The sequence below is a fragment of the Microbacterium sp. S1037 genome, from assembly GCF_048381605.1.
Taxonomy (GTDB): Bacteria; Actinomycetota; Actinomycetes; order Actinomycetales; family Microbacteriaceae; genus Microbacterium; species Microbacterium testaceum_B.
The window spans coordinates 453,629-472,962 of the sequence record NZ_JBLWIG010000002.1 but is presented as its reverse complement, the minus strand read 5'-3'; the positions used below and the strand labels follow the sequence as shown (position 1 = coordinate 472,962).

Sequence of the window (19,334 nt, the reverse complement as noted above, 5' to 3'; positions counted from 1 at the left end):
AGTCTACGAAGCGTGACCTGAACGGGCTCCGGATGCCACAGCCCGGGCGTAGGCGTCCGGAAGCAGGGTGAGGACGGCATCGACGTTTCCCGCGGTCGAGGTGCGCCCGAGGGTGAAACGGAGCACCGAACGCGCCGCGCGCTCCCCCAGCCCCAGAGCCAGGACCACGTGAGACGGCTCGGCCACGCCGGCCTGGCACGCCGATCCCGTGGAAACCGCGACCCCCGCCATGTCGAGGAGGAACAGCAACGTCTCGCCCGCGGCATCCGGAAACAAGACGTGCGCATTCCCCGGAAGCCGGTCGACCGGGTCGCCCAGCAGCCGAGCCTCGGGAATCGAACGACGGATGCCGTCGATCAGCCGATCGCGCAGGGCGCTCAGCCGCCGCGTCTCGTCTTCGCGTTCGGCCTCGGCTGCGGTGGCAGCCGCCGCGAAGGCGGCGGCTCCTGCGACGTCCTGGGTACCGGCGCGGAGCCCCCGCTGTTGTCCCCCGCCGTGCACCAGGGGCGTCAGGGTCGCGTGGCGCGACACGACGGCGGCTCCGACACCGACGGGACCGCCGACCTTGTGCGCCGACACCGACAGCGCGGCAAGTCCTCCGCCCGCCGTGCCTGTCCCCCGCCAACCGGCGAAATCGATCGGGACCTGTCCGAGCGCCGAGACCGCGTCGAGATGAAGGGGAACTCCGGCCGCGGATGCCGCGGAAGACAGGCCTGCGGCATCCTGCAGCGTTCCGACCTCGTTGTTCGCCACGAGCGCCGTCGCGAGCGCCGCGCCGGGGAGGGCCGCGGCGAAGGCGTCGGTGCCGATGCGTCCCGCATCGTCCAGAGCGACTGCCCGGACGTCGGCGCCCTCGGCCGACGCGAGCCAGCCGACGACATCGAGCGTGGCGTGGTGCTCCCCGTCGGGGAGGACCACCGTGTCCGACCCGTGAGGGCGCGCCCACCACAGTCCCTTCAGCGCGAGGTTCGCCGCCTCCGTCCCGCCGGACGTGAAGACGATCTCGATCGGTTGACACCGCAGAACGCGCGCGAGCTCGTCGCGGGCGTCTTCGAGCAGACGCCTGGCGGCCTGGCCGGCGCCGTGGATCGAGGACGGGTTGCCCAGCACCTCGTGCGCGGCCAGCCATGCCTCCCGGGCTTCTGCGCGCAGCGGGGTGGTCGCTGCGTGATCGAGGTAGACCTGCATCCCGCTTTCCCTCCCGACGACGCGCGCCGCCTTCACTACCCTAGATCTCATGGTCCGACCCGAGGCTGTCCTTCCCCCGCACGCCGGTCTGCTCGACGACGCACTCGACGACCTCGGCGTGACCCTCGGTCCCGACGGAGGCACCCTGCGCGTGTGGTCGGCTCACGCCGACGCGATGCAGCTCCTCGTGTTCGACGACGTCGATCTCGACTGGGCGACCGAGACGCTCACGATGGCGCCGACGGGTGGTGGGGTGTTCGAGGTCACAACTCCCCTGCTGCGCCCGGGTGCGCGCTACGCGATCCGCGTCGGGGGGCCGCACGGGCCGGGGAACACCTTCAATCCGCAGACGCTTCTCATCGAGCCCTACTCGCGCGGACTCGTCTCCGGGTCGTTCGGCGACTGGCGCTCCGTGGTGATCGACGGCGCCTTCGACTGGGGCGCGTCCACCAAGCCTCGGGTGCCGATGGACCGCACCGTCATCTACGAGGGGCATGTCAAAGGGCTGACGAAGCGGCATCCGTTCATCCCGCCCGCGCTGCACGGCACGTACGCCGGTCTCGCGCACCCCGCGATGATCGAGCACTTCCACTCGCTGGGCATCACCAGCGTCGAACTGCTCCCCGTGCACGCGTTCGCGACCGAGCCGCGCCTGCTCCAACTCGGCCTCACCAACTATTGGGGCTACAACTCGCTGAACTTCTTCACCCCGCACGCCGCGTACGCCACGGCCGCGAGCCGCGCCGAGGGGCCCGAGGCCGTCCTGCGCGAGTTCAAGGGAATGGTCAAGCTCCTGCACGAGGCCGGCCTCGAGGTGATCCTCGACGTGGTCTACAACCACACGGCCGAAGAGAGCATCGGCGGCCCGCGCACGAGCCTGCGCGGCATCGACAACCGCTCCTACTACCGGCAGACCGACGAGGGCGTCTACATCGACGAGACCGGCTGCGGCAATGCGGTGAACACGTCGACGGATGCCGCTGCGCGTCTCGTCCTGGACTCGTTGCGGTACTGGACGAACGAGGTGCAGATCGACGGCTTCCGCTTCGACCTCGCGGTGACGCTCGGGCGCGACGCGAACCATTCCTTCACGCCCGATCATCCGCTGCTGCAGGCCATCCGAGACGACGAGCACCTGGCCGGGACCAAGCTCATCGCCGAGCCGTGGGACGTCGGCATGGGCGGGTGGCAGACGGGCGCCTTCGGCGAGGGCTGGCACGAATGGAACGACCGCTACCGCGATCGGGTGCGCAACTTCTGGCTGAGCGACATCGACTACGCCCGCCGGGCCGATACCGCCCCGGTCGGCATCGGGGGTTTCGCGACGCGACTCGCCGGTTCGTCCAACACCTTCAGCGAAGAGCGCGGACCTCTCGCGAGCATCAATTTCGTGACCGCCCACGACGGATTCACGCTCCGCGACCTGGTCTCGTACGACGTCAAGCACAATCTCGGCAACGGCGAGCAGAATCGCGACGGCGCCGACACGAACCGCTCGTTCAACCACGGTGCCGAGGGGCGCACCGACGACGAACAGGTGCTCGCCACGCGCCGCAAAGCGATGCGCAACCTCATGGGCACGCTCCTGCTGTCGGCGGGCGTCCCGATGATCACCGCGGGCGACGAGATGGGCCGCACCCAACGCGGCAACAACAACGCCTACTGTCATGACTCGACCCTCACGTGGCTGTCGTGGGACCTCGCGCCCTGGCAACGCGACCTGTTCGCGCATACGCAGCGCCTCCTGCAGCTGCGGCGCGAGAACCCGGCGCTGCGCCCGAAGCGTTTCGCCCGGGCGGGAGAGAGCATCCCTTCGGCCTCGGTGATGGAGTGGTTCGACGAGCGGGGCGAGACCATGTCGGGCGAGCGGTGGACGGACCCGTCGCACCGGACTCTGCAATATCTGGCGACCTCGACGCCTGAGGAAGAGCAACTCAATCGCATCCTGCTCATCGTGCACGGCAACGAGCGCGCGACCGACGTGACGCTGCCGACGCTGGAGCCGGGCGTCTCGTTCGTCTCGCTCTGGTCGAGCGAGGAAGAGGCCCCGACCGAGCACGGCGAACGCTTCGCCGCGGGAGATGTGCTCGCCGTCGCGGGAACGTCGATGAGACTGTTCCGCGTCGAGTAACCGGGCCGTCGTGTCAAGGCCGGGAGAATGGATGCCGTGAGGTCGGCGGGCCGCGATAGGTTCGGATCGTGGCCACCACGACGACTCCTACGCCCGTACGTCCCTGGCGCAGCGGCGCCTCGATTCCCGAGCGCCCGGTCAAACCGACGCCGACCGCGAAGGGCGTGGTGACGCCGCGCATCCCGCTCGCGCTCCCCCACCCCAGCGTGCCGGGCGGACGATTCCGCCCGTCGGCGTACGTCGGCGAGGCCGTCCCCTTCACGGTCACCGCCTTCCGCGAAGGGCATGACCGCATCGGCGTGCACGTGAGGTTGTTCTCGCCCTCCGGCGACGAGTCGCTGCACCGGCTCAGCCCCCTGAACGACGGGTTCGACCGGTGGTCCACGCTCGTCGCTCCGCTCGAGCAGGGCATCTGGCGATTCCGCTTCGAGGCGTTCGCCGACGAGTTCGCGACGTGGGAGCACGCGGCCGACGTCAAGATCGCCGCGGGGGTCGACACCGCTCTCATGCGCGAGATCGGTGCCCGGCTGTTCGACCGCGCGCGCGGGGAGAAGAAGCGCCCCGGCAGCGACAAGGACGTGCTGTACGAGGCAGCGCGCGCGCTGCGCGACCCGGACACGCACGATGACGTCGCCCTCGAGATCGTCCGCAGCCCCGAGATCGCCGCCATCTTCGCGGCCAGGCCCGTGATGGGCTTGGTCTCGGTGGGGCGTGAGACGGAGCTGCTCGTCGAGCGTGAGCGCGCCGGCGTCGGCGCGTGGTACGAGTTCTTCCCCCGATCCGAGGGCGCGACGCGCGCCGAAGACGGAACCGTCGTGAGCGGAACCTTCCGCACCGCGACGGACCGTCTGCCGGGGGTCGCCGGCATGGGCTTCGACGTGCTGTACCTGCCGCCGATCCACCCCATCGGCGAGAGCAACCGCAAGGGCCCGAACAACACCCTCGTCACGTCGCCCGGCGACCCCGGCTCGCCGTGGGCCATCGGCGGTCCGGCGGGCGGTCACGACGCCGTGCACCCCGACCTCGGGACTCTCGACGACTTCCGCGCCTTCGTCTCGGCCGCACGCGCCCAGGGCATCGAGGTCGCGCTCGACCTGGCCCTCCAGGCCTCGCCCGACCACCCGTGGGTGACGGAGCACCCCGAGTGGTTCACGACGCTGCCCGACGGCTCGATCGCCTACGCCGAGAATCCGCCGAAGAAGTACCAGGACATCTACCCGGTCAACTTCGACAACGACCCCGACGGCATCCGCGCCGAGGTCCTGCGGATCGTGCGGCACTGGATCGCCCAGGGCGTCCGCATCTTCCGCGTCGACAATCCGCACACCAAGCCCCTGCAGTTCTGGGAGTGGCTGATCGCGACCGTCAGCGCCGAAGAGCCCGACGTCGTCTTCCTCGCCGAGGCGTTCACGCGCCCGGCTCCCCTGCAGGGACTCGCCATGGCCGGGTTCCAGCAGAGCTACACCTACTTCACGTGGCGGAACACGAAGGAAGAGCTCGAGGAGTTCCTCTCGGGCCTCGCGCACGAGACCTCCGACTTCCTGCGCCCCAACCTCTTCGTCAACACCCCCGACATCCTCACCGAGTACCTCCAGTTCGGAGGCCGTCCGGCCTACAAGATCCGCGCGGCCCTGGCGGCGACGGCCGCGCCGACCTACGGCGTCTACGCCGGTTACGAGCTCTACGAGAACGTGGCTCGTCCGGGGTCGGAAGAGAACATCGACAACGAGAAGTACGAGTACAAGTTCCGCGATTGGGTGGGCGCCGAAGCGGCGGGCGATTCCCTCGCTCCCTACCTGCGCATGCTGAATCACGTGCGGCGCGACCACCCCGCCCTGCGCCAGCTTCGCAACCTCAACGTGCACTGGAGCGACGACGACGCGATCCTCGTCTACTCGAAGCACCTCGACGCGGCGCTCTCCCCCACCGGCGAGAGCGACACGATCATCGTCGTCGCCAACGTCGACCCGCACTCGGCGCGGCAGAGCACGGTGCATCTCGACACCACGGTGTGGGGCGTCGAGCCCGGCACCCCCTACGAGGTCGAAGACCTCGTGACCGGTCAGGTCTGGACCTGGGCCGATCACAACTTCGTGCGCTTGGACGCGTTCGACGAACCCGTGCACATCCTGCACGTGAAGGAGGTCCGATGAGCACGCTTCCCGCCGAGATCCTGGATGCCGTCGCCTACGGCACGCACCACGACCCGCACAGCGTCCTCGGCGCGCACGAGACCGCGGAGGGGTGGGTGATCCGCGTTCGTCGCCCCCTCGCCAAGGAGGTCGTCGCCGAACTCGGTGACGGCAAGACGGCCGTTCTGTCGCACGTGCGGGGCGGGATCTGGGAAGCGTCCGTCCCCGGCCACCCCGGTGCCTACCGCGTCAGCTCGACCTACGACGACGGCGTCGGTCACGTCGCCGACGATCCCTATCGCTTCCCGCCGTCGGTCGGCGAGCTCGACCTGCACCTCATCGCCGAGGGCCGACACGAGGAGCTGTGGCGTGTCCTCGGAGCGCACGTGCGCGAGATCGACGGTATTTCCGGGACCGCCTTCACCGTCTGGGCTCCCAACGCGCGGGCGCTGCGCGTGATCGGCGATTTCAACGGCTGGGACGGTCAGGGCAGCGCGATGCGCTCCATGGGGTCCAGTGGTATCTGGGAGCTCTTCGTGCCGGGCGTGGGCGTCGGCGCACGCTACAAGTTCGAGATCCTCGCGCGCAGTGGCGCATGGGTGCAGAAGGCCGACCCGATGGCGCGCCTCGCCGAGGTTCCGCCCGCGACGGCTTCGGTCGTGACGGATTCGACCTATACCTGGTCGGATGACAGCTGGATCACGGAGCGTTCGAACAGCGCGCCGATCGACCGTCCGATGTCGATCTACGAGCTCCACCTCGGCTCGTGGAAGCAGGGGCTGTCGTATCGCGACGCCGCGGACGAGATCATCGCCTACGTCGGCGCTCAGGGCTTCACGCACGTCGAGTTCCTGCCGCTCGCCGAACACCCGTTCGGCGGCTCCTGGGGCTACCAGGTGTCGGGCTACTACGCCCCGACGAGCCGCTTCGGCGACCCCGACGACCTGCGCTACCTGATCGATCGCCTGCACCAGGCCGGCATCGGCGTCATCATGGACTGGGTCCCCGGCCACTTCCCCAAGGACGAGTTCGCCCTGGCGCGCTTCGACGGCGAGGCGCTCTACGAGCACCCCGACCCCCGCCGCGGCGAGCACAAGGACTGGGGCACGCTCATCTTCGACTACGGCCGCAACGAGGTGCGCAACTTCCTCGTCGCGAACGCGCTCTACTGGTTCGAGGAGTTCCACGTCGATGGTCTGAGAGTGGATGCCGTCGCCTCCATGCTCTATCTCGACTACTCCCGCAACGACGGCGAGTGGGCCCCCAACCAGTTCGGCGGGCGCGAGAACCTCGAGGCGATCCGTTTCCTCCAGGAGGTCAACGCGACCTCGTACAAGCGCTACCCCGGTATCGCGATGATCGCCGAGGAGTCCACGAGCTTCCCGGGCGTCACCGCGCCCACGTCCCACGCCGGCCTCGGTTTCGGCTTCAAGTGGAACATGGGGTGGATGAACGACTCCCTGCAGTACATCGCGCGCGATCCGATGTACCGCTCGCACCACGAGGGAGAGCTGTCGTTCTCGTTCGTCTACGCGTTCAGCGAGAACTTCATCCTTCCGATCAGCCACGACGAGGTCGTGCACGGCAAGGGCAGCCTCTTCGGACGGATGCCGGGAGACCACTGGCAGAAGCTCGCGAACATGCGCGCTTTCCTGGCGTACATGTGGGGCCACCCCGGCAAGCAGCTGCTGTTCATGGGCCAGGAGTTCGGCCAGATGTCCGAGTGGTCCGAAGGACGCGGCCTGGACTGGTGGATGCTCGATCAGCCGTCTCACGCGCAACTGCACGACTTCGTGGCCGAGCTCAACCGCGTGTACAAGGAGCACGCGCCGCTGTGGTCGCGCGATCACGACGGGGCGGCGTTCTCGCGCCTGGGCGCACCCGCCTGGAACCCGAACGTGCTCGCCTTCGCCCGGCGCGATCACCACGGCAACACGATCGCCGTGCTGTGCAACTTCTCGGGCGTGCCCCTCGGCGACTTCCCGATCGACCTCCCCGAGGCGGGGACGTGGACCGAGGTCCTCAACAGCGACGCCGAAGCCTTCGGCGGCTCGGGTCAGGGCAACTTCGGCGCCGTGACGACAGACGCGCGCGGAAGCGCCGTCCTCACTCTGCCGCCGCTCGGGGTGCTCTGGCTGCAGCACTCCGCGGGGGCCTGACCCGGTACCGATATGGCGAAGGGCCCGTCCTCGGCGGACGGGCCCTTCGTCGATGATCAGAAGAGCAGGGACGCCAGTCGCCCTCGCGCGCGGAGGACGCGCGCGTCGTCGTCACCGACGATGCCGAAGAGCTCCAGGAGACGCGCTCGCACCGGAGCGCGCTCTTCCGCCGGAAGGGCTGCGAACAGGTCGAGCAGGCGTCCGAACGCATCGTCGACGTGGCCGCCGGCGAGATCGAGATCGGCGACGAGGAACTGGGCCTCGACGTCGGTGGGAGCCGCAGCGGCGGCCGCGCGGGCCTGCTGCAGGTCAGCGTCCTGGACCCGGTTCAGGAGACGAACCTGGCCGAGGCCGGCGGCGGCCTCCGCGTCGCGCGGGTTCTCCGCGAGAGCGCGCTCGTAGGCCGAGATCGCCCGCGGATAGTCGCCTTCTTCGATCGCGGCGAACGCCTCGGCGTGCAGCGGCGGCAGCGGAGCCTCGACGGGCTCATCGGCATCCGCGCTTTCGTCTCCCGTCGGCACCGTTCCGGTCACGCCGTGCTGCGCCGCCAGCTGCAGGAGCTGCGCGAAGACCTCGCGCACCTGCTGTTCGGGGACCGCGCCCGTGAAGAGGGGAACCGGCTGGCCCGCGACGAGAGCGACCACCATGGGGATCGACTGCGCGCGGAAGCCCTGTGCGAGCTGAGGATTGGCGTCGACGTCGACCTTGGCAAGAACGACCCGACCGCCGAGCTCGGTCACGACCTTCTCGAGCACCGGGCTGAGCTGCTTGCACGGCCCGCACCATTCCGCCCAGAGGTCGACGACCACCGGGACCGTCCGCGAGAGCTCGAGCACGTCTCCGAAGGACGCGTCGGTCACGTCGAAGATCAGCTTCGTCGCCGGCGCATCCGCGGTCGGCGCGGGAGCGCCACCCGTCGCGGGCGGCGTGGGACGGTTGCGCAGCGACGACAGATCGACCGCACCGCGCATGACGGAGCCGGGGGCAGGAGTGCTCACGGGGACACCTTCGCTTCGAGGAGGCTGGATCGGTAGCCGAGGAGACGGATCGGATCGTCCGACCCCTGGCTCGGGACGTAGAAGAAGATCTGGTCGGAGTACGTGGTGGTGAAGCCCGTCGCCGACTGGTCGACGCCGGTGAGGGCCTTGACCGCCGGGTTGTTGTCGAGCTTGATGACGGCGTCCGCGTTGGTCGGCTTCGCCGTGTCGCTCTCGTACACGTTCACCGCGACGATCGCACCGGTGTCGAGGGTGGCGAGCGCGATCGGATCCGTGGGACCGGCCGATGCCGTGAAGCTGATCTCCGCGGTGCCCGCTCCGGTCTGGTTGAGCTCGTCGGTCCGCTTCTTCTTGTTCTCCTCGATCGCCGGCAGGAGCAGGTCGTTGGCCGTGTCGAACTTCGACCACGACGCGCTGTTCTGTCCGTTGTTGATGAGGTCCGCGTAGGCGGTGGCGAGCTCGTTCGGCGGCATCACCAGGAACGAGGAGTCCGGCGGCACCTGGGTCGCGCCGACATATGGCGCGGCGAGCTCAGGCAGGTTCGTCGATGCCTCGAGGTTGCCGACGTAGGAGGCCCGGTACTCCGACCAGGGGTTGTCCTGCGTCATCATCATGATCGTCGTCGTGGGGGCGCTCGCGTCGGCGGACTCGACGACGGTCATCACGGTACGCGGCCACGCGTTCGTGGTCTGGGGAAGCGTGATCTGCACCGGCTCCGCGGGGATGGCGGGCAGCGCCGGACGGTCGGGGATGGCTGCGCGCAGGGTGTAGTTGGTCTTGCGCTCGGCGAGCGCCGGGCCGGTCAGGCGTGTCTCGGCGGCGGTGGCGTCCATCGCCGCGTCGGCCTGCGCGACCGTCTGCGAGATCTTCGACACGATGCGCTGCGCCTGCGCCTCGGTGACCGCGGGCGGGAACTGCCCCTCGGGCACGATCACCGTGGCGGACGGGCTCGGGGAATCGGAAGCGGCGATCTGCGGCCACGCGTCGGCGGAGCAGCCCGCGAAGAGCGCTGCGGACACCCCGAGGGCGGGGAGGGCGATGAGAGCACGACGACCCGACCCGAGCGCACCGCGTGTCCGGCCGGTTCCACGGCGGCGGGTCGACTCGCTGATCACGCCCTTCTCCTCGCCGTCGGCGATCGAGATGGGTTCCGTGACCGGCAGCGGAAGCCCCTTGCGACGGGGACGCCGCGAGCGACGGACATGACGGATGCCGAGGACGTAGAGCACGAGGCCGATCAGCAGAACGACTCCCCCGCCCACGATGAGCGGGCCCGCCCAGGGTGTGGAGTTGTCGACCGGCCACGTCACCGTGATCGTGGAGGGGGCCGGCGCCTGTCCGTCCGAGGCGACGAGGACGCTCATATCGGCGGGAAGCTGCAGGGTCTGGGTGAGGGTGCCGGTCTGCTCGAACTCGTCGAGCCAGAGGTCGGAACCGGCCGGTGAACGCGCACCGGCCGTCTGCGTTCCGGTCGTGGTGTCGGCCGTTCCCGTGGCATCCGTGCCCCCGGTCGCATCCGTCGCGGTCGTCGAATCCGCGGGCGTGGACTCCACGGTCGGTTCGACGACGGAGGTCTCGACGGTGTTCTGGTCGCCCATCGTGACCGACGTGTACTCGGCGTCCGAGAGCCACGCTCGCATGTCCTCGGTGCGGCCGTAGGACACGAAGACATTCGAGTCGCCGTCGACGCGCAGCGTCTGAGCCCCCGGAAGGCTGCCGAGGACCGCGCCGTCGATCATCGTGTAGGCGGTCGACTGATCCGTCTGGATCGTCTGCGATGTCTCCGCCGGCCCTTGGAACACGGTGCGCTGGGCGATGCCCGCACCGATCATGACGGCGGCGATGATGAACGCCACCACGGCCCAGACGAATCTCACGCTATGCACCATCCTCAATCGGCGACTCGGGTGGTCGCCGAAGAATCGACGTTTCAGACTATCGGAGGACTCCTGAAAGTTCGCGGCGAGGACTGGACGCGCCCCACCGCCGCGCGCTCAGTATCCTTGCGGAAAGGACGCGGCCACGGCCGCAGGAGGCGGGAGTCCCCGGCATGAAGATCCACAACCCCTTCCGGGTGGCGCTGCTCGCGACCCTCGGTGTCGGCGTCGGGCTCCTGCTCATCGGCAGCGTCGAGAACCTGTCGACGATCCTCCTCTACGTGGGCACTGCGCTGTTCCTCTCGCTCGGCCTCGACCCGGTGGTCTCCTTCCTCGAACGGCGCGGGCTTCCGCGCTGGGCAGCCGTCCTCGCGACGATCCTCGGAGTTCTTGGCATCTTCGCGGGCATCATCCTGATGGTCGTGCCGATCATCGTGAGCCAGATCGCTCAGCTCGTCGCACAGGTCGAGGAACTCCTCCGGCCCGGTCGGTGGAACGAGATCGTCTCCGGCGCTCAGGACTGGGCCTCGTCGACTCTGCCGTGGCTCCCCCTCGATCAGGTGTGGGCCGGCATCCAGCACTGGTTCTCGACGCTCGACGTGGGTTCGATCTCCACCATGGTCGGCAACAGTCTCCTGACGATCGGCGGGGCGGTCGCTGCCGGACTCGGTGGCGCGTTCATCGTCCTGATCCTGACGATCTACTTCACGGCATCCACTCCGTCCCTCAAATCGGCGGTCTACCAGCTGGTGCCCGCGTCCAAGCGCGCCCGCTTCATCGAGCTGGCCGAGAAGATCACCGATTCGGTGGGGTACTACGTGATGGGTCAGGTCAGTCTGGGCGTCATCAACGGCATCCTGAGCGCGATCTTCCTGAGCATCATCAACGCCCCCTTCCCGGCGGTCCTCGCGGTCGTGGCGTTCTTCTTCTCGCTCATCCCGCTCGTGGGAACCCTGACCGGCTCGACGATCATCGTCCTGACGTGTCTGATCCCCGGTCTCGGCTCGCCGACGATGGCTCTCATCGCCCTCATCTACTACCTCGTGTACATGCAGATCGAGGCGTACGTCATCTCACCGCGGATCATGAACCGCGCCGTGTCCGTCCCGGGGGCGGTCGTCGTCATCGCGGCGCTCGCCGGCGGAGCGCTGCTGAACCTGCTCGGTGCGCTGATCGCCATCCCGGTGGCGGCCAGCATCCTGATCATCTATCGCGAGGTCATCATCCCGCGCCAGAACGAGCGCTGACGAGAGTCAGTCCGCGACGTCGTCGTCCCACTCGACGGCGAGCGGCAACGCGTCGGGGTTCACCGCGGCGACGATCTCGGTCAAGACACGGCGGGTCTGCGTCTCTCCGACCCAGAGGTGCTTGCCCCCGTCCACCGCGATGAGCGTCGCGTGCGGGATGGACGCGAATCGCTCGCGAGCCTCGTCGGGGCGCAGGTAGTCGTCGAACTCCGGCACGAGCACGACGACGCGACGACGATCCTGGCCCCACGCCGCGACCTCGTCGGCGGTGGCGCGGTGCAGGGGCGGAGAGAGCAGGATAACGCCTTCGATGTCGTGGTCGCGTCCGTACTTCAACGCGAGCTCCGTGCCGAACGACCAACCGACGAGCCAGGGGCGCGGCAGCCCGCGCTCCCGGACGACATCCATGGCCGCGGCGACGTCGAAAGCCTCGGCCGCTCCTCCGTCGAAAGAGCCCTCGCTCGTACCGCGAGGCGAAGTCGTCCCCCGTGTGTTGAAGCGCAGCACGGCGAGATCTGCCAGGGCAGGGAGGCGGCCGGCCGCCTTGCGCAGGATGTGCGAGTCCATGAACCCACCCGCGGTGGGCAGGGGGTGCAGGGTGACGAGCGTCGCGACCGGCTCGCGCTCGGCCGGAAGGGCGAGCTCACCGACCAGGGTCAGACCGTCGACGGTCTGCAGATCGATGTCTTCTCGTCGCGCCGGAAGCAGGACGGGTCCGCGAATCTCCATCAGGCAATCCTCCAACAGGGTGTGTGCCAGTGGCGACGCGCGGCCAGGTCGGCCGCGTCGCCGAGAACGCCGTCCGCGCGCCACACGACCACGTGCGCGACGCCCGGCTCGACAGCCCGACCGCACCCCGGACAGCGATACTCCTTCTGCGCCTGAGGGGCGGATATCGGCTGCACGGTCCACTCGATGCCGCGCTTGACCTCGTTGCGCTTCCAGCCGGCGATCAACCGATCGAGCGAGTCATCGCCGCGGCGGGAATCCGGGCGGCGCTTGCGTGAGCGGGGCATGGATGCCACTCACCACCAGTGGTTGCTGGTCCAGAACGCGTACGCACCGGCCCAGCTGCCGTATCGGCCCGTCGCGTACCCGGTGGCCCACCGCAGGTTGTCGACAGGGTCGTACCCGTTGCCGGGAACCTTGCTGCACGGCAGCGCTTGCACGAGCCCACACGCTCCCGACGAGCGGTTGGTCGCGTTCGGGTTCCAGCCGCTCTCGCGGCTGACGATGTAGTCGACGTAGCCCATGTCGGACTCGGCGATGCCGGCGGCCGCCATCCACTCGGCGGGCGCACCGCCGCCTGTGTAGAACAGCGGGCCACCCCCGCCACCCGACGACCCCTGGTCTGCCGGGGAGGGAGTGGGTGTCGGCGTCGGCTTCGGCTTGACGTAGACGTTGTAGCTCGCGCGGTCGAGCTGCGGAGATTCGCGCTCGCCCGAGGTGGCCACGACCTGCGTGTCGCTCAGCCCCTCGGCGAACAGCGTGACCGTCTTCGGCTCCTCGGCCTTCGCGCTCGAGATCACGGCCCCCATGGGTCCGACGTAGGCCGCCGCGAAGAGAAGCGCGGCGCAGCCGGCGAACACCCCGACCACACCACGGCGGCGAGACCACCGAGGGGCGCCGCGGCGAGGGAGGGCGGGGGGAATGACGTCGGCCGAGTTCGCGCCACGGCGCGAGACGTGGCGCGAAGACGCACGTGTGAGGTCGGATCCGGAAGTCACAGTTCCTCGAGTCTACCGATGCGATGCAAGGGCGGCGACGTGTGGATCAACCGATCGCGAGCATCACTTCGACGACCGCGTCGAGAACGGCATCCACCTGCTGCTCCCGATAACCGCCGCGCTCCATGCGGAACGCCACCGAACGCACCTGCTCGGCGGTGATCGGGTCGCCCGTGGCGAGGTATCGGGCGATGCGGTCGGCGGCCACGTCGACCTCTTCGACACGGTAGCCGTACCGCATGAAGCCGACGCGATCGAACCGGTGCCCGCTCGGCCGCTGAAGCCTGTCGAGGACGACTTGTGCGGTATCGCGGGTCTCCGCGACCCAGGCCCGGGCACCGAGACGAGACAGCGCGTGTTCGCGCTCGCGCGCGGCGAAGGCGTCTTCGACCCGTCCGAGCGCAGCGTCGACCGGTGCGATGGCGTAGCCGCCGCGGACGAGAGGGAACGCTGTTGCACGCACTTCCGTCGAGCGCAGAGTGCCCTCCGCGTCGGACTCGAAGGCATCCCGTGCGCGGGCGAGGAACTGGTCGACGGCTCGCTTCTCGTACCCTTTCGTCCGGCCGGGGGCGTCCGGGAACGGGGTGCTCGTGCGGCGGTCTTCGGTCGTCGATTCGGTCATGACACTCCCAGCGGGGCGAGCAGATAGAACATCGCGAGGGCGGCGATCGCCGACAACAGGATCGAGTCGAGGCGGTCGAGGACTCCCCCGTGGCCCGGCAGCCACGAGCTCATGTCCTTGATGCCGAGGTCGCGCTTGACCATCGACTCGCCGAGGTCGCCGACGGTCGCGGTCGCCAGCACGACGGCGCCGAAGATCAACCCGGCCCACCACGGGATGTGGAGCATGAACGCCGCGAGGAGGACACCGGCGACCAGAGCGGCGACGAACGCCCCCGCGAAGCCTTCCCAGGTCTTCTTGGGGCTGATGCGCGGCGCCATCGGATGGCGTCCGCCGCGCCCGAAGGTCAAGCCCGAGACATAGGCGCCGGTGTCGGAGACGACGGCCACGATGAGGAAAGCGAGGACCCACCACTCGCCCCGATCCTCCGAGAGCAGGATCGTCGCGAAACTACCGAGGAACGGGAGGTAGAGCTGGATGAATCCCGCCACGAGGACATCGCCGAGGACGGCGGCGCGCGTCCGGCCGTCGCGAGCGAACATCTGACCGACCAGACGCCAGACGATGACGATCACGACCGCAGCCAGCGCAGCGACCCAGTGCACCCACAGTCCGGCGAAGAATCCGCTCAGCAGGAGCAGGAGACCGAGCCCGAGCTGCGGGCCGATGTCGACGCGTCGGCCGGATGCCTGGAGGGCGCGCGAGAACTCGAAGATCGCCAGCCCCACGGCCGCCGCAGCGAAGAGGACGAACAGCCACTTGAAGAAGATCAGCGACGCGATGACGACCGCCCCGATCAAAACGCCGATGAGGGTTGCGAGGATCAGGTCGCGGCCCGTGCGCTGCTTGATCCGCTCGTTGGCCTGATCGAACTCGGCGCGGGCCTGCGCGATGTGCTGCTCGGCATCCGATCGCATCGCGCGCAACTGCGATTCGATCGCCGTCACGCCTTCGCCGGTGGCGGGCAATCGGCGCGGTCCGTCGGCACGACGACGACCGGCCGCACCGGTGTGCGGCTCGGCGTCGTCGCGTTCGGACTCATCGGTCATCGACGTCAGACCTCGAGGAGTTCGGCCTCTTTGCGCTTGAGGGCCTCGTCGATCTGGTCGACGTGCGCGCGCGTCACGCCGTCGAGCTCTTTCTCGGCACGGACGAGTTCGTCTTCGCCGACATCGCTCTTGAGGGCATCGAGGTCGTCCTTCGCCTTGCGGCGCAGGTTGCGGATCTGGACCTTCGCGTCTTCGCCCTTGCCGCGGACGAGCTTGACGTACTCTTTGCGGCGCTCCTCGGTGAGCTCGGGCATCGTGATGCGAACGATGTTGCCGTCGTTCGTGGGGTTCACGCCCAGGTTCGGCATGTCGCGGATCGCCTGCTCGATCGCCTTCAGCGCCGACTTGTCGTACGGGTTGATGACGAGCGTGCGCGCCTCGGGGTTGTTCAGCGAGGCGAGCTGTGCGAGCGGGGTCGGCGACCCGTAGTAGTCGACCAGGACCTTCTGGAACATCTGGGGGTTCGCGCGCCCGGTGCGGACGGTCGCGAAGTCCTCCTTGGCGGCCTCCACGGCGCGATCCATGCGCGTTCCGGCATCGGCGAGGACATCGGCGATCACGGTGACTCCATTCGTTGGGACTGACGTCTCAGTCTAGTCGCGCGTAGGCCCGGCACCCCGGGCCCACGCGGCGGTTCACGCGGTGACGAGCGTTCCCATCGTCTCGCCGAGGAGCGCGCGCGTGACGTTGCCCTCGGGCTCCATTCCGAACACGCGCATGTCGATACCGTTGTCCATGCACAGGCTGAACGCCGTCGAGTCCACGACCTTCAGGCCCTTCTGGAGCGCGTCGTTGTACGTCAGGTGGTCGAGCTTCGTCGCAGACGGATCGAGGCGCGGGTCGGCTGTGTAGACGCCGTCGACACCGTTCTTGGCCACCAGGACCTCGACCGCACCGATCTCGAGCGCGCGCTGCGCCGCGACGGTGTCGGTGGAGAAGTACGGAAGGCCCGCACCGGCTCCGAAGATCACGACGCGCCCCTTCTCGAGATGGCGCACGGCGCGGCGCGGGATGTAGGGCTCCGCGACCTGCGTCATCGAGATGGCGGACTGCACGCGTGTGGCGGCACCCGCCTGCTCGAGGAAGTCCTGGAGGGCGAGGGCGTTCATCACGGTCCCGAGCATTCCCATGTAGTCGGCACGGCCGCGGTCCATGCCGCGCTGGCTGAGCTCCGCGCCGCGGAAGAAGTTCCCCCCGCCCACGACGATCGCGATCTCGACACGATCGACCGCCTCGGCGATCTCTCGTGCGATCTGGCTGACCACGTCGGGGTTGACCCCGAGCTGGCCTCCGCCGAATGCCTCACCCGACAGCTTCAGGAGCACCCGGCGGCGCTTGGTCGCTTCATCGATCACGTGTCATGTCCTCTCGTTCCATCCAAACTATCTGCCTGGCGGCGGAGTCGAAACGTCGCGCGCGCAGGAAAAAGGCCCGGGATGCCATGGCATCCCGGGCCTTGTGACGGGCCGTCAGCCTGTCGAGGTGTTAGGCGCCGACCTTGAAGCGCGCGAAGTCGGTCAGCGTCAGACCGGCGTCGGACGCGACCTTGGCGACGGACAGCTTGTTGTCCTTCGCGTAGTCCTGGTCGAGCAGGGCGACCTGCTTGAAGAAGGCGTTGACACGGCCTTCGACGATCTTCGGCAGGGCAGCCTCGGGCTTGCCCTCGTTGCGCGAGATCTCGGTGACGATCTCGCGCTCCTTCTCGACGTCGGCCTCGGGCACGGCATCGCGAGTGAGGTACGAGGGGTTCGCGAACGAGATGTGCTGCGCGATGGAGCGAGCCGTCTCAGCGTCGTCACCGGTGTAGGCGAGCACGACGCCGACCTGCGGGGGAAGGTCCTTGCTGGTCTTGTGCAGGTAGACCTCGAACTTGTCGCCCGAGATGGTGCGCACGCGACGCAGTTCGACCTTCTCGCCGATGATCGCGGCTTCGTCGGAGATGAGCTGCTCGACGCTCTGACCGCCGGCGTCGGCGGCGAGGGCCGCCTCGACGGAGTCAGCGCCGGCAGCGGCTGCGGCGTCGACGACCTTCTCGGCCAGGGCGATGAAGCGCTCGTTCTTGGCGACGAAGTCGGTCTCGCAGGCGAGCTCGAGCAGCGTCACGGAACCGTCGTTCTCGCGAGCGACGACGAGGCCTTCGCTCGTGGAGCGGTCGGCGCGCTTGGCGTTGCCCTTCGCACCCTTGAGGCGCAGGATCTCGACGGCCTTCTCGACGTCGCCGTCGGCCTCTTCGAGAGCCTTCTTGGTGTCGACCATGCCGGTGCCGAGCTGCTCGCGCAGCGCCTTGATGTCGGCGATCGTGAAGTTTGCCATGGTGTGGCGTCTCCTTGTCGTATGCGTTCTTGATAAGAGCTCGGCGGGGCCGTGGCGCCGCACCTCACGAGGAGGTGCGGTCACGACCCCGCCGGATCGTAGCCTGTGCGGGTGACGTCGCGGTGGTGCGGACGTCGCGCTGCTTACTTGCTGTCGGTGGCCTCGGCGTCGGCGACCTCGGCGGCGGACTCGCCCGCCTCGGCGGCGACGGTCTCGTCGTGAGCCTCGGCACCGGCCTCGTCGGCAGCCGACTCGGTCGCGGCCTCGGTGGTCTCGGCGTTGGTCTCGAGCAGCTCGCGCTCCCACTCGGCGAGGGGCTCGGCGGCCTCGTCCTCACCGGCGGGCTGGTGACGCTGGATCAGGCCCTCGGCCGCGGCGTCGGCGATGATGCGCGTGAGCAGGCTCACCGAGCGGATCGCGTCGTCGTTACCGGGGATCGGGTACTGGAACTCGTCGGGGTCGGCGTTCGTGTCGAGGATGCCGATCACGGGGATGCCGAGCTTCTTGGCCTCGTCGACCGCGAGGTGCTCGCGCTTGGCGTCGACGACCCAGATGGCCGAGGGGGTCTTCTGCAGGTTGCGGATACCGCCGAGCGACTTGTGCAGCTTGTCGAGCTCACGCTTCTTGAGGAGGAGCTCCTTCTTGGTGAAGCCGCTCTCCGCCGGGTTCTCGTAGTCGAGCTCCTCGAGCTCCTTCATCCGGGCGAGGCGCTTCGACACCGTCTGGAAGTTGGTGAGGAGGCCACCGAGCCAACGCTGGTTGACGTAGGGCTGGCCCACGCGGGTCGCCTGCTCGGCGAGGACTTCCTGCGCCTGCTTCTTGGTGCCGACGAAGAGGATGGTGCCGCCGTGCGCGACCGTCTCCTTGACGAACTCGTACGCCTTGTCGATGTACCCGAGCGACTGCTGCAGGTCGATGATGTGGATGCCGGAACGCTCGGTCAGAATGAAGCGCTTCACCTTCGGGTTCCACCGGCGGGTCTGGTGTCCGAAGTGAACGCCGCTGTCGAGCAGCTGGCGGATGGTGACGACGGCCATGGTCGTACTCCTGTTTCTGGGCGCTCTCGCGCCGTGGTTGTGGTTGATCGCGCCGGACGAGTCGTCCGACGAGCCTGGTGCCCGGCGCACACCCGCCAACCGCCGAAGCGGAGGACCATGGGGTGTGGATGCCACGCGATGCGCTGTCCCGGAGGACGGCGCGCTGCGCTCTGGGCACGCGGAGTCATCCCGAATACACGAGATGCGTCTGCCAGTGTACAGGACGGGCATCGGCGACCGCTCGCCCTGGCAACTCCTCCCCCACGGCGTGTTTCGTCGATTCGTCCCCATTCCCCGGTCTCCGCGCCATCGACACCCGACGCCCCGGCGACACTGATCCCATGTGGCGTTCACCTCTCCAATCGGTCTCCGCGGCGGTCGCGATCGTCGTATCCGTGATGTGTCCAGCGGCTTCGGTCTCCGCGACGGATGATCTGGCGCAGCGCGGCTGGGTCTGGCCGGTCGACGAGGTGCAGCTCATCCGACGTTACGAGGCACCCGCCCACGCATACGGACCGGGTCATCGCGGTGTGGACCTCGCGGCGGACTCACCCGTTCGAGCACCAGCCGCCGGCCGCGTCGCGTTCGCCGGGATGGTCGCGGGTCGGCCCGTCGTCACGATCGACCACGGCGACGGTCTGGTGACGACTCTCGAACCCGTCACGACGGAGCTGGCTGTCGGAGACGCCGTCTCGCGGGGATCGCCGGTGGGCGGGGTCGCGACGGGTGGGCACACCGGGCCGGGGACGGTGCACTTCGGTGTGCGGCTCGACGGGGAGTACATCAACCCGCTGCGGCTCCTGGGGGGTGTCCCGCGGGCGGTGCTCCTGCCGTGCTGCTGAAGGCCGACGCGG

17 protein-coding genes are annotated in these 19,334 nt (G+C 68.8%); 5 read left to right on the top strand and 12 right to left on the bottom strand.

Annotated features, from left to right (window positions below; translation table 11 throughout):
* Positions 1–3: 3 nt before the first annotated feature.
* Positions 4–1,188 (bottom strand): cysteine desulfurase family protein, encoded by a 1,185-nt coding sequence (locus tag ACMW4R_RS12945; RefSeq protein WP_418300108.1) that lies wholly within the window; start codon positions 1,186–1,188, stop codon positions 4–6.
* A 49-nt stretch (positions 1,189–1,237) separates the two neighbouring features.
* On the opposite strand from ACMW4R_RS12945, the gene glgX reads away from it, so the two are divergent.
* The 3 genes from glgX to glgB all read left to right on the top strand — a co-directional run bounded on the left by glgX (position 1,238) and on the right by glgB (position 7,610).
* Positions 1,238–3,319: a glycogen debranching protein GlgX gene (gene glgX / locus ACMW4R_RS12940; protein ID WP_418300107.1), complete on the top strand. Its 2,082-nt coding sequence runs from the start codon at positions 1,238–1,240 to the stop codon at positions 3,317–3,319.
* A gap of 68 nt (positions 3,320–3,387) precedes the next feature.
* A complete protein-coding gene (locus ACMW4R_RS12935; RefSeq protein ID WP_418300106.1) occupies positions 3,388–5,472 on the top strand; it encodes a maltotransferase domain-containing protein in 2,085 nt (694 codons plus the stop codon).
* Positions 5,469–7,610: a 1,4-alpha-glucan branching protein GlgB gene (gene glgB / locus ACMW4R_RS12930; protein WP_418300105.1), complete on the top strand. Its 2,142-nt coding sequence runs from the start codon at positions 5,469–5,471 to the stop codon at positions 7,608–7,610. Before ACMW4R_RS12935 ends, glgB begins: the two co-directional genes overlap by 4 nt.
* 56 nt (positions 7,611–7,666) lie before the next feature.
* Here glgB and ACMW4R_RS12925 read toward each other — a convergent pair whose 3' ends face one another.
* Positions 7,667–8,608, bottom strand: coding sequence for a tetratricopeptide repeat protein (locus tag ACMW4R_RS12925; protein WP_058596091.1), 942 nt, complete (start codon positions 8,606–8,608; stop codon positions 7,667–7,669).
* Positions 8,605–10,485 carry a glycosyl transferase gene (locus ACMW4R_RS12920; RefSeq protein WP_418300104.1) on the bottom strand — a complete coding sequence of 627 codons (1,881 nt, stop codon included), beginning with the start codon at positions 10,483–10,485 and terminating at the stop codon, positions 8,605–8,607. The genes ACMW4R_RS12925 and ACMW4R_RS12920 overlap by 4 nt, the downstream gene beginning before the upstream one ends.
* A gap of 173 nt (positions 10,486–10,658) precedes the next feature.
* Between ACMW4R_RS12920 and ACMW4R_RS12915 the strand changes: the two genes are divergently transcribed.
* Positions 10,659–11,732: an AI-2E family transporter gene (locus ACMW4R_RS12915; protein WP_058596093.1), complete on the top strand. Its 1,074-nt coding sequence runs from the start codon at positions 10,659–10,661 to the stop codon at positions 11,730–11,732.
* Between the two features lie 6 nt (positions 11,733–11,738).
* Here the strand turns inward: ACMW4R_RS12915 and ACMW4R_RS12910 are convergent, their stop codons facing one another.
* The 9 genes from ACMW4R_RS12910 to rpsB all read right to left on the bottom strand — a co-directional run bounded on the left by ACMW4R_RS12910 (position 11,739) and on the right by rpsB (position 18,480).
* The gene (locus ACMW4R_RS12910; RefSeq protein WP_418300103.1) at positions 11,739–12,461 is read right to left on the bottom strand and encodes an alpha/beta hydrolase; all 723 of its coding nucleotides are present in this window, start codon (positions 12,459–12,461) and stop codon (positions 11,739–11,741) included.
* Positions 12,461–12,748, bottom strand: coding sequence for a hypothetical protein (locus ACMW4R_RS12905; protein WP_058596095.1), 288 nt, complete (start codon positions 12,746–12,748; stop codon positions 12,461–12,463). The genes ACMW4R_RS12910 and ACMW4R_RS12905 overlap by 1 nt, the downstream gene beginning before the upstream one ends.
* 9 nt (positions 12,749–12,757) lie before the next feature.
* The gene (locus ACMW4R_RS12900; protein WP_241490420.1) at positions 12,758–13,459 is read right to left on the bottom strand and encodes a transglycosylase SLT domain-containing protein; all 702 of its coding nucleotides are present in this window, start codon (positions 13,457–13,459) and stop codon (positions 12,758–12,760) included.
* Between the two features lie 46 nt (positions 13,460–13,505).
* Complete coding sequence (locus tag ACMW4R_RS12895; protein WP_058596096.1) at positions 13,506–14,081, bottom strand: DivIVA domain-containing protein; 576 nt, start codon at positions 14,079–14,081, stop codon at positions 13,506–13,508.
* On the bottom strand, positions 14,078–15,130 hold the full coding sequence (locus ACMW4R_RS12890) for a phosphatidate cytidylyltransferase (RefSeq protein WP_058596097.1): 1,053 nt from the start codon (positions 15,128–15,130) through the stop codon (positions 14,078–14,080). Before ACMW4R_RS12890 ends, ACMW4R_RS12895 begins: the two co-directional genes overlap by 4 nt.
* Positions 15,131–15,135: 5 nt before the next feature.
* Positions 15,136–15,690 (bottom strand): ribosome recycling factor, encoded by a 555-nt coding sequence (frr, locus tag ACMW4R_RS12885; RefSeq protein WP_058596098.1) that lies wholly within the window; start codon positions 15,688–15,690, stop codon positions 15,136–15,138.
* Between the two features lie 75 nt (positions 15,691–15,765).
* The gene (gene pyrH, locus ACMW4R_RS12880) at positions 15,766–16,485 is read right to left on the bottom strand and encodes a UMP kinase (protein WP_275797029.1); all 720 of its coding nucleotides are present in this window, start codon (positions 16,483–16,485) and stop codon (positions 15,766–15,768) included.
* A 130-nt stretch (positions 16,486–16,615) separates the two neighbouring features.
* A complete protein-coding gene (gene tsf / locus ACMW4R_RS12875) occupies positions 16,616–17,443 on the bottom strand; it encodes a translation elongation factor Ts (protein WP_058596100.1) in 828 nt (275 codons plus the stop codon).
* A 143-nt stretch (positions 17,444–17,586) separates the two neighbouring features.
* Entirely contained in the window at positions 17,587–18,480 is an 894-nt protein-coding gene (gene rpsB, locus ACMW4R_RS12870; RefSeq protein WP_058596101.1) for a 30S ribosomal protein S2, read from the bottom strand.
* Positions 18,481–18,821: 341 nt separating this feature from the next.
* Between rpsB and ACMW4R_RS12865 the strand changes: the two genes are divergently transcribed.
* Entirely contained in the window at positions 18,822–19,322 is a 501-nt protein-coding gene (locus ACMW4R_RS12865) for a murein hydrolase activator EnvC family protein (RefSeq protein ID WP_418300102.1), read from the top strand.
* The last annotated feature ends 12 nt before the right edge of the window (positions 19,323–19,334 follow it).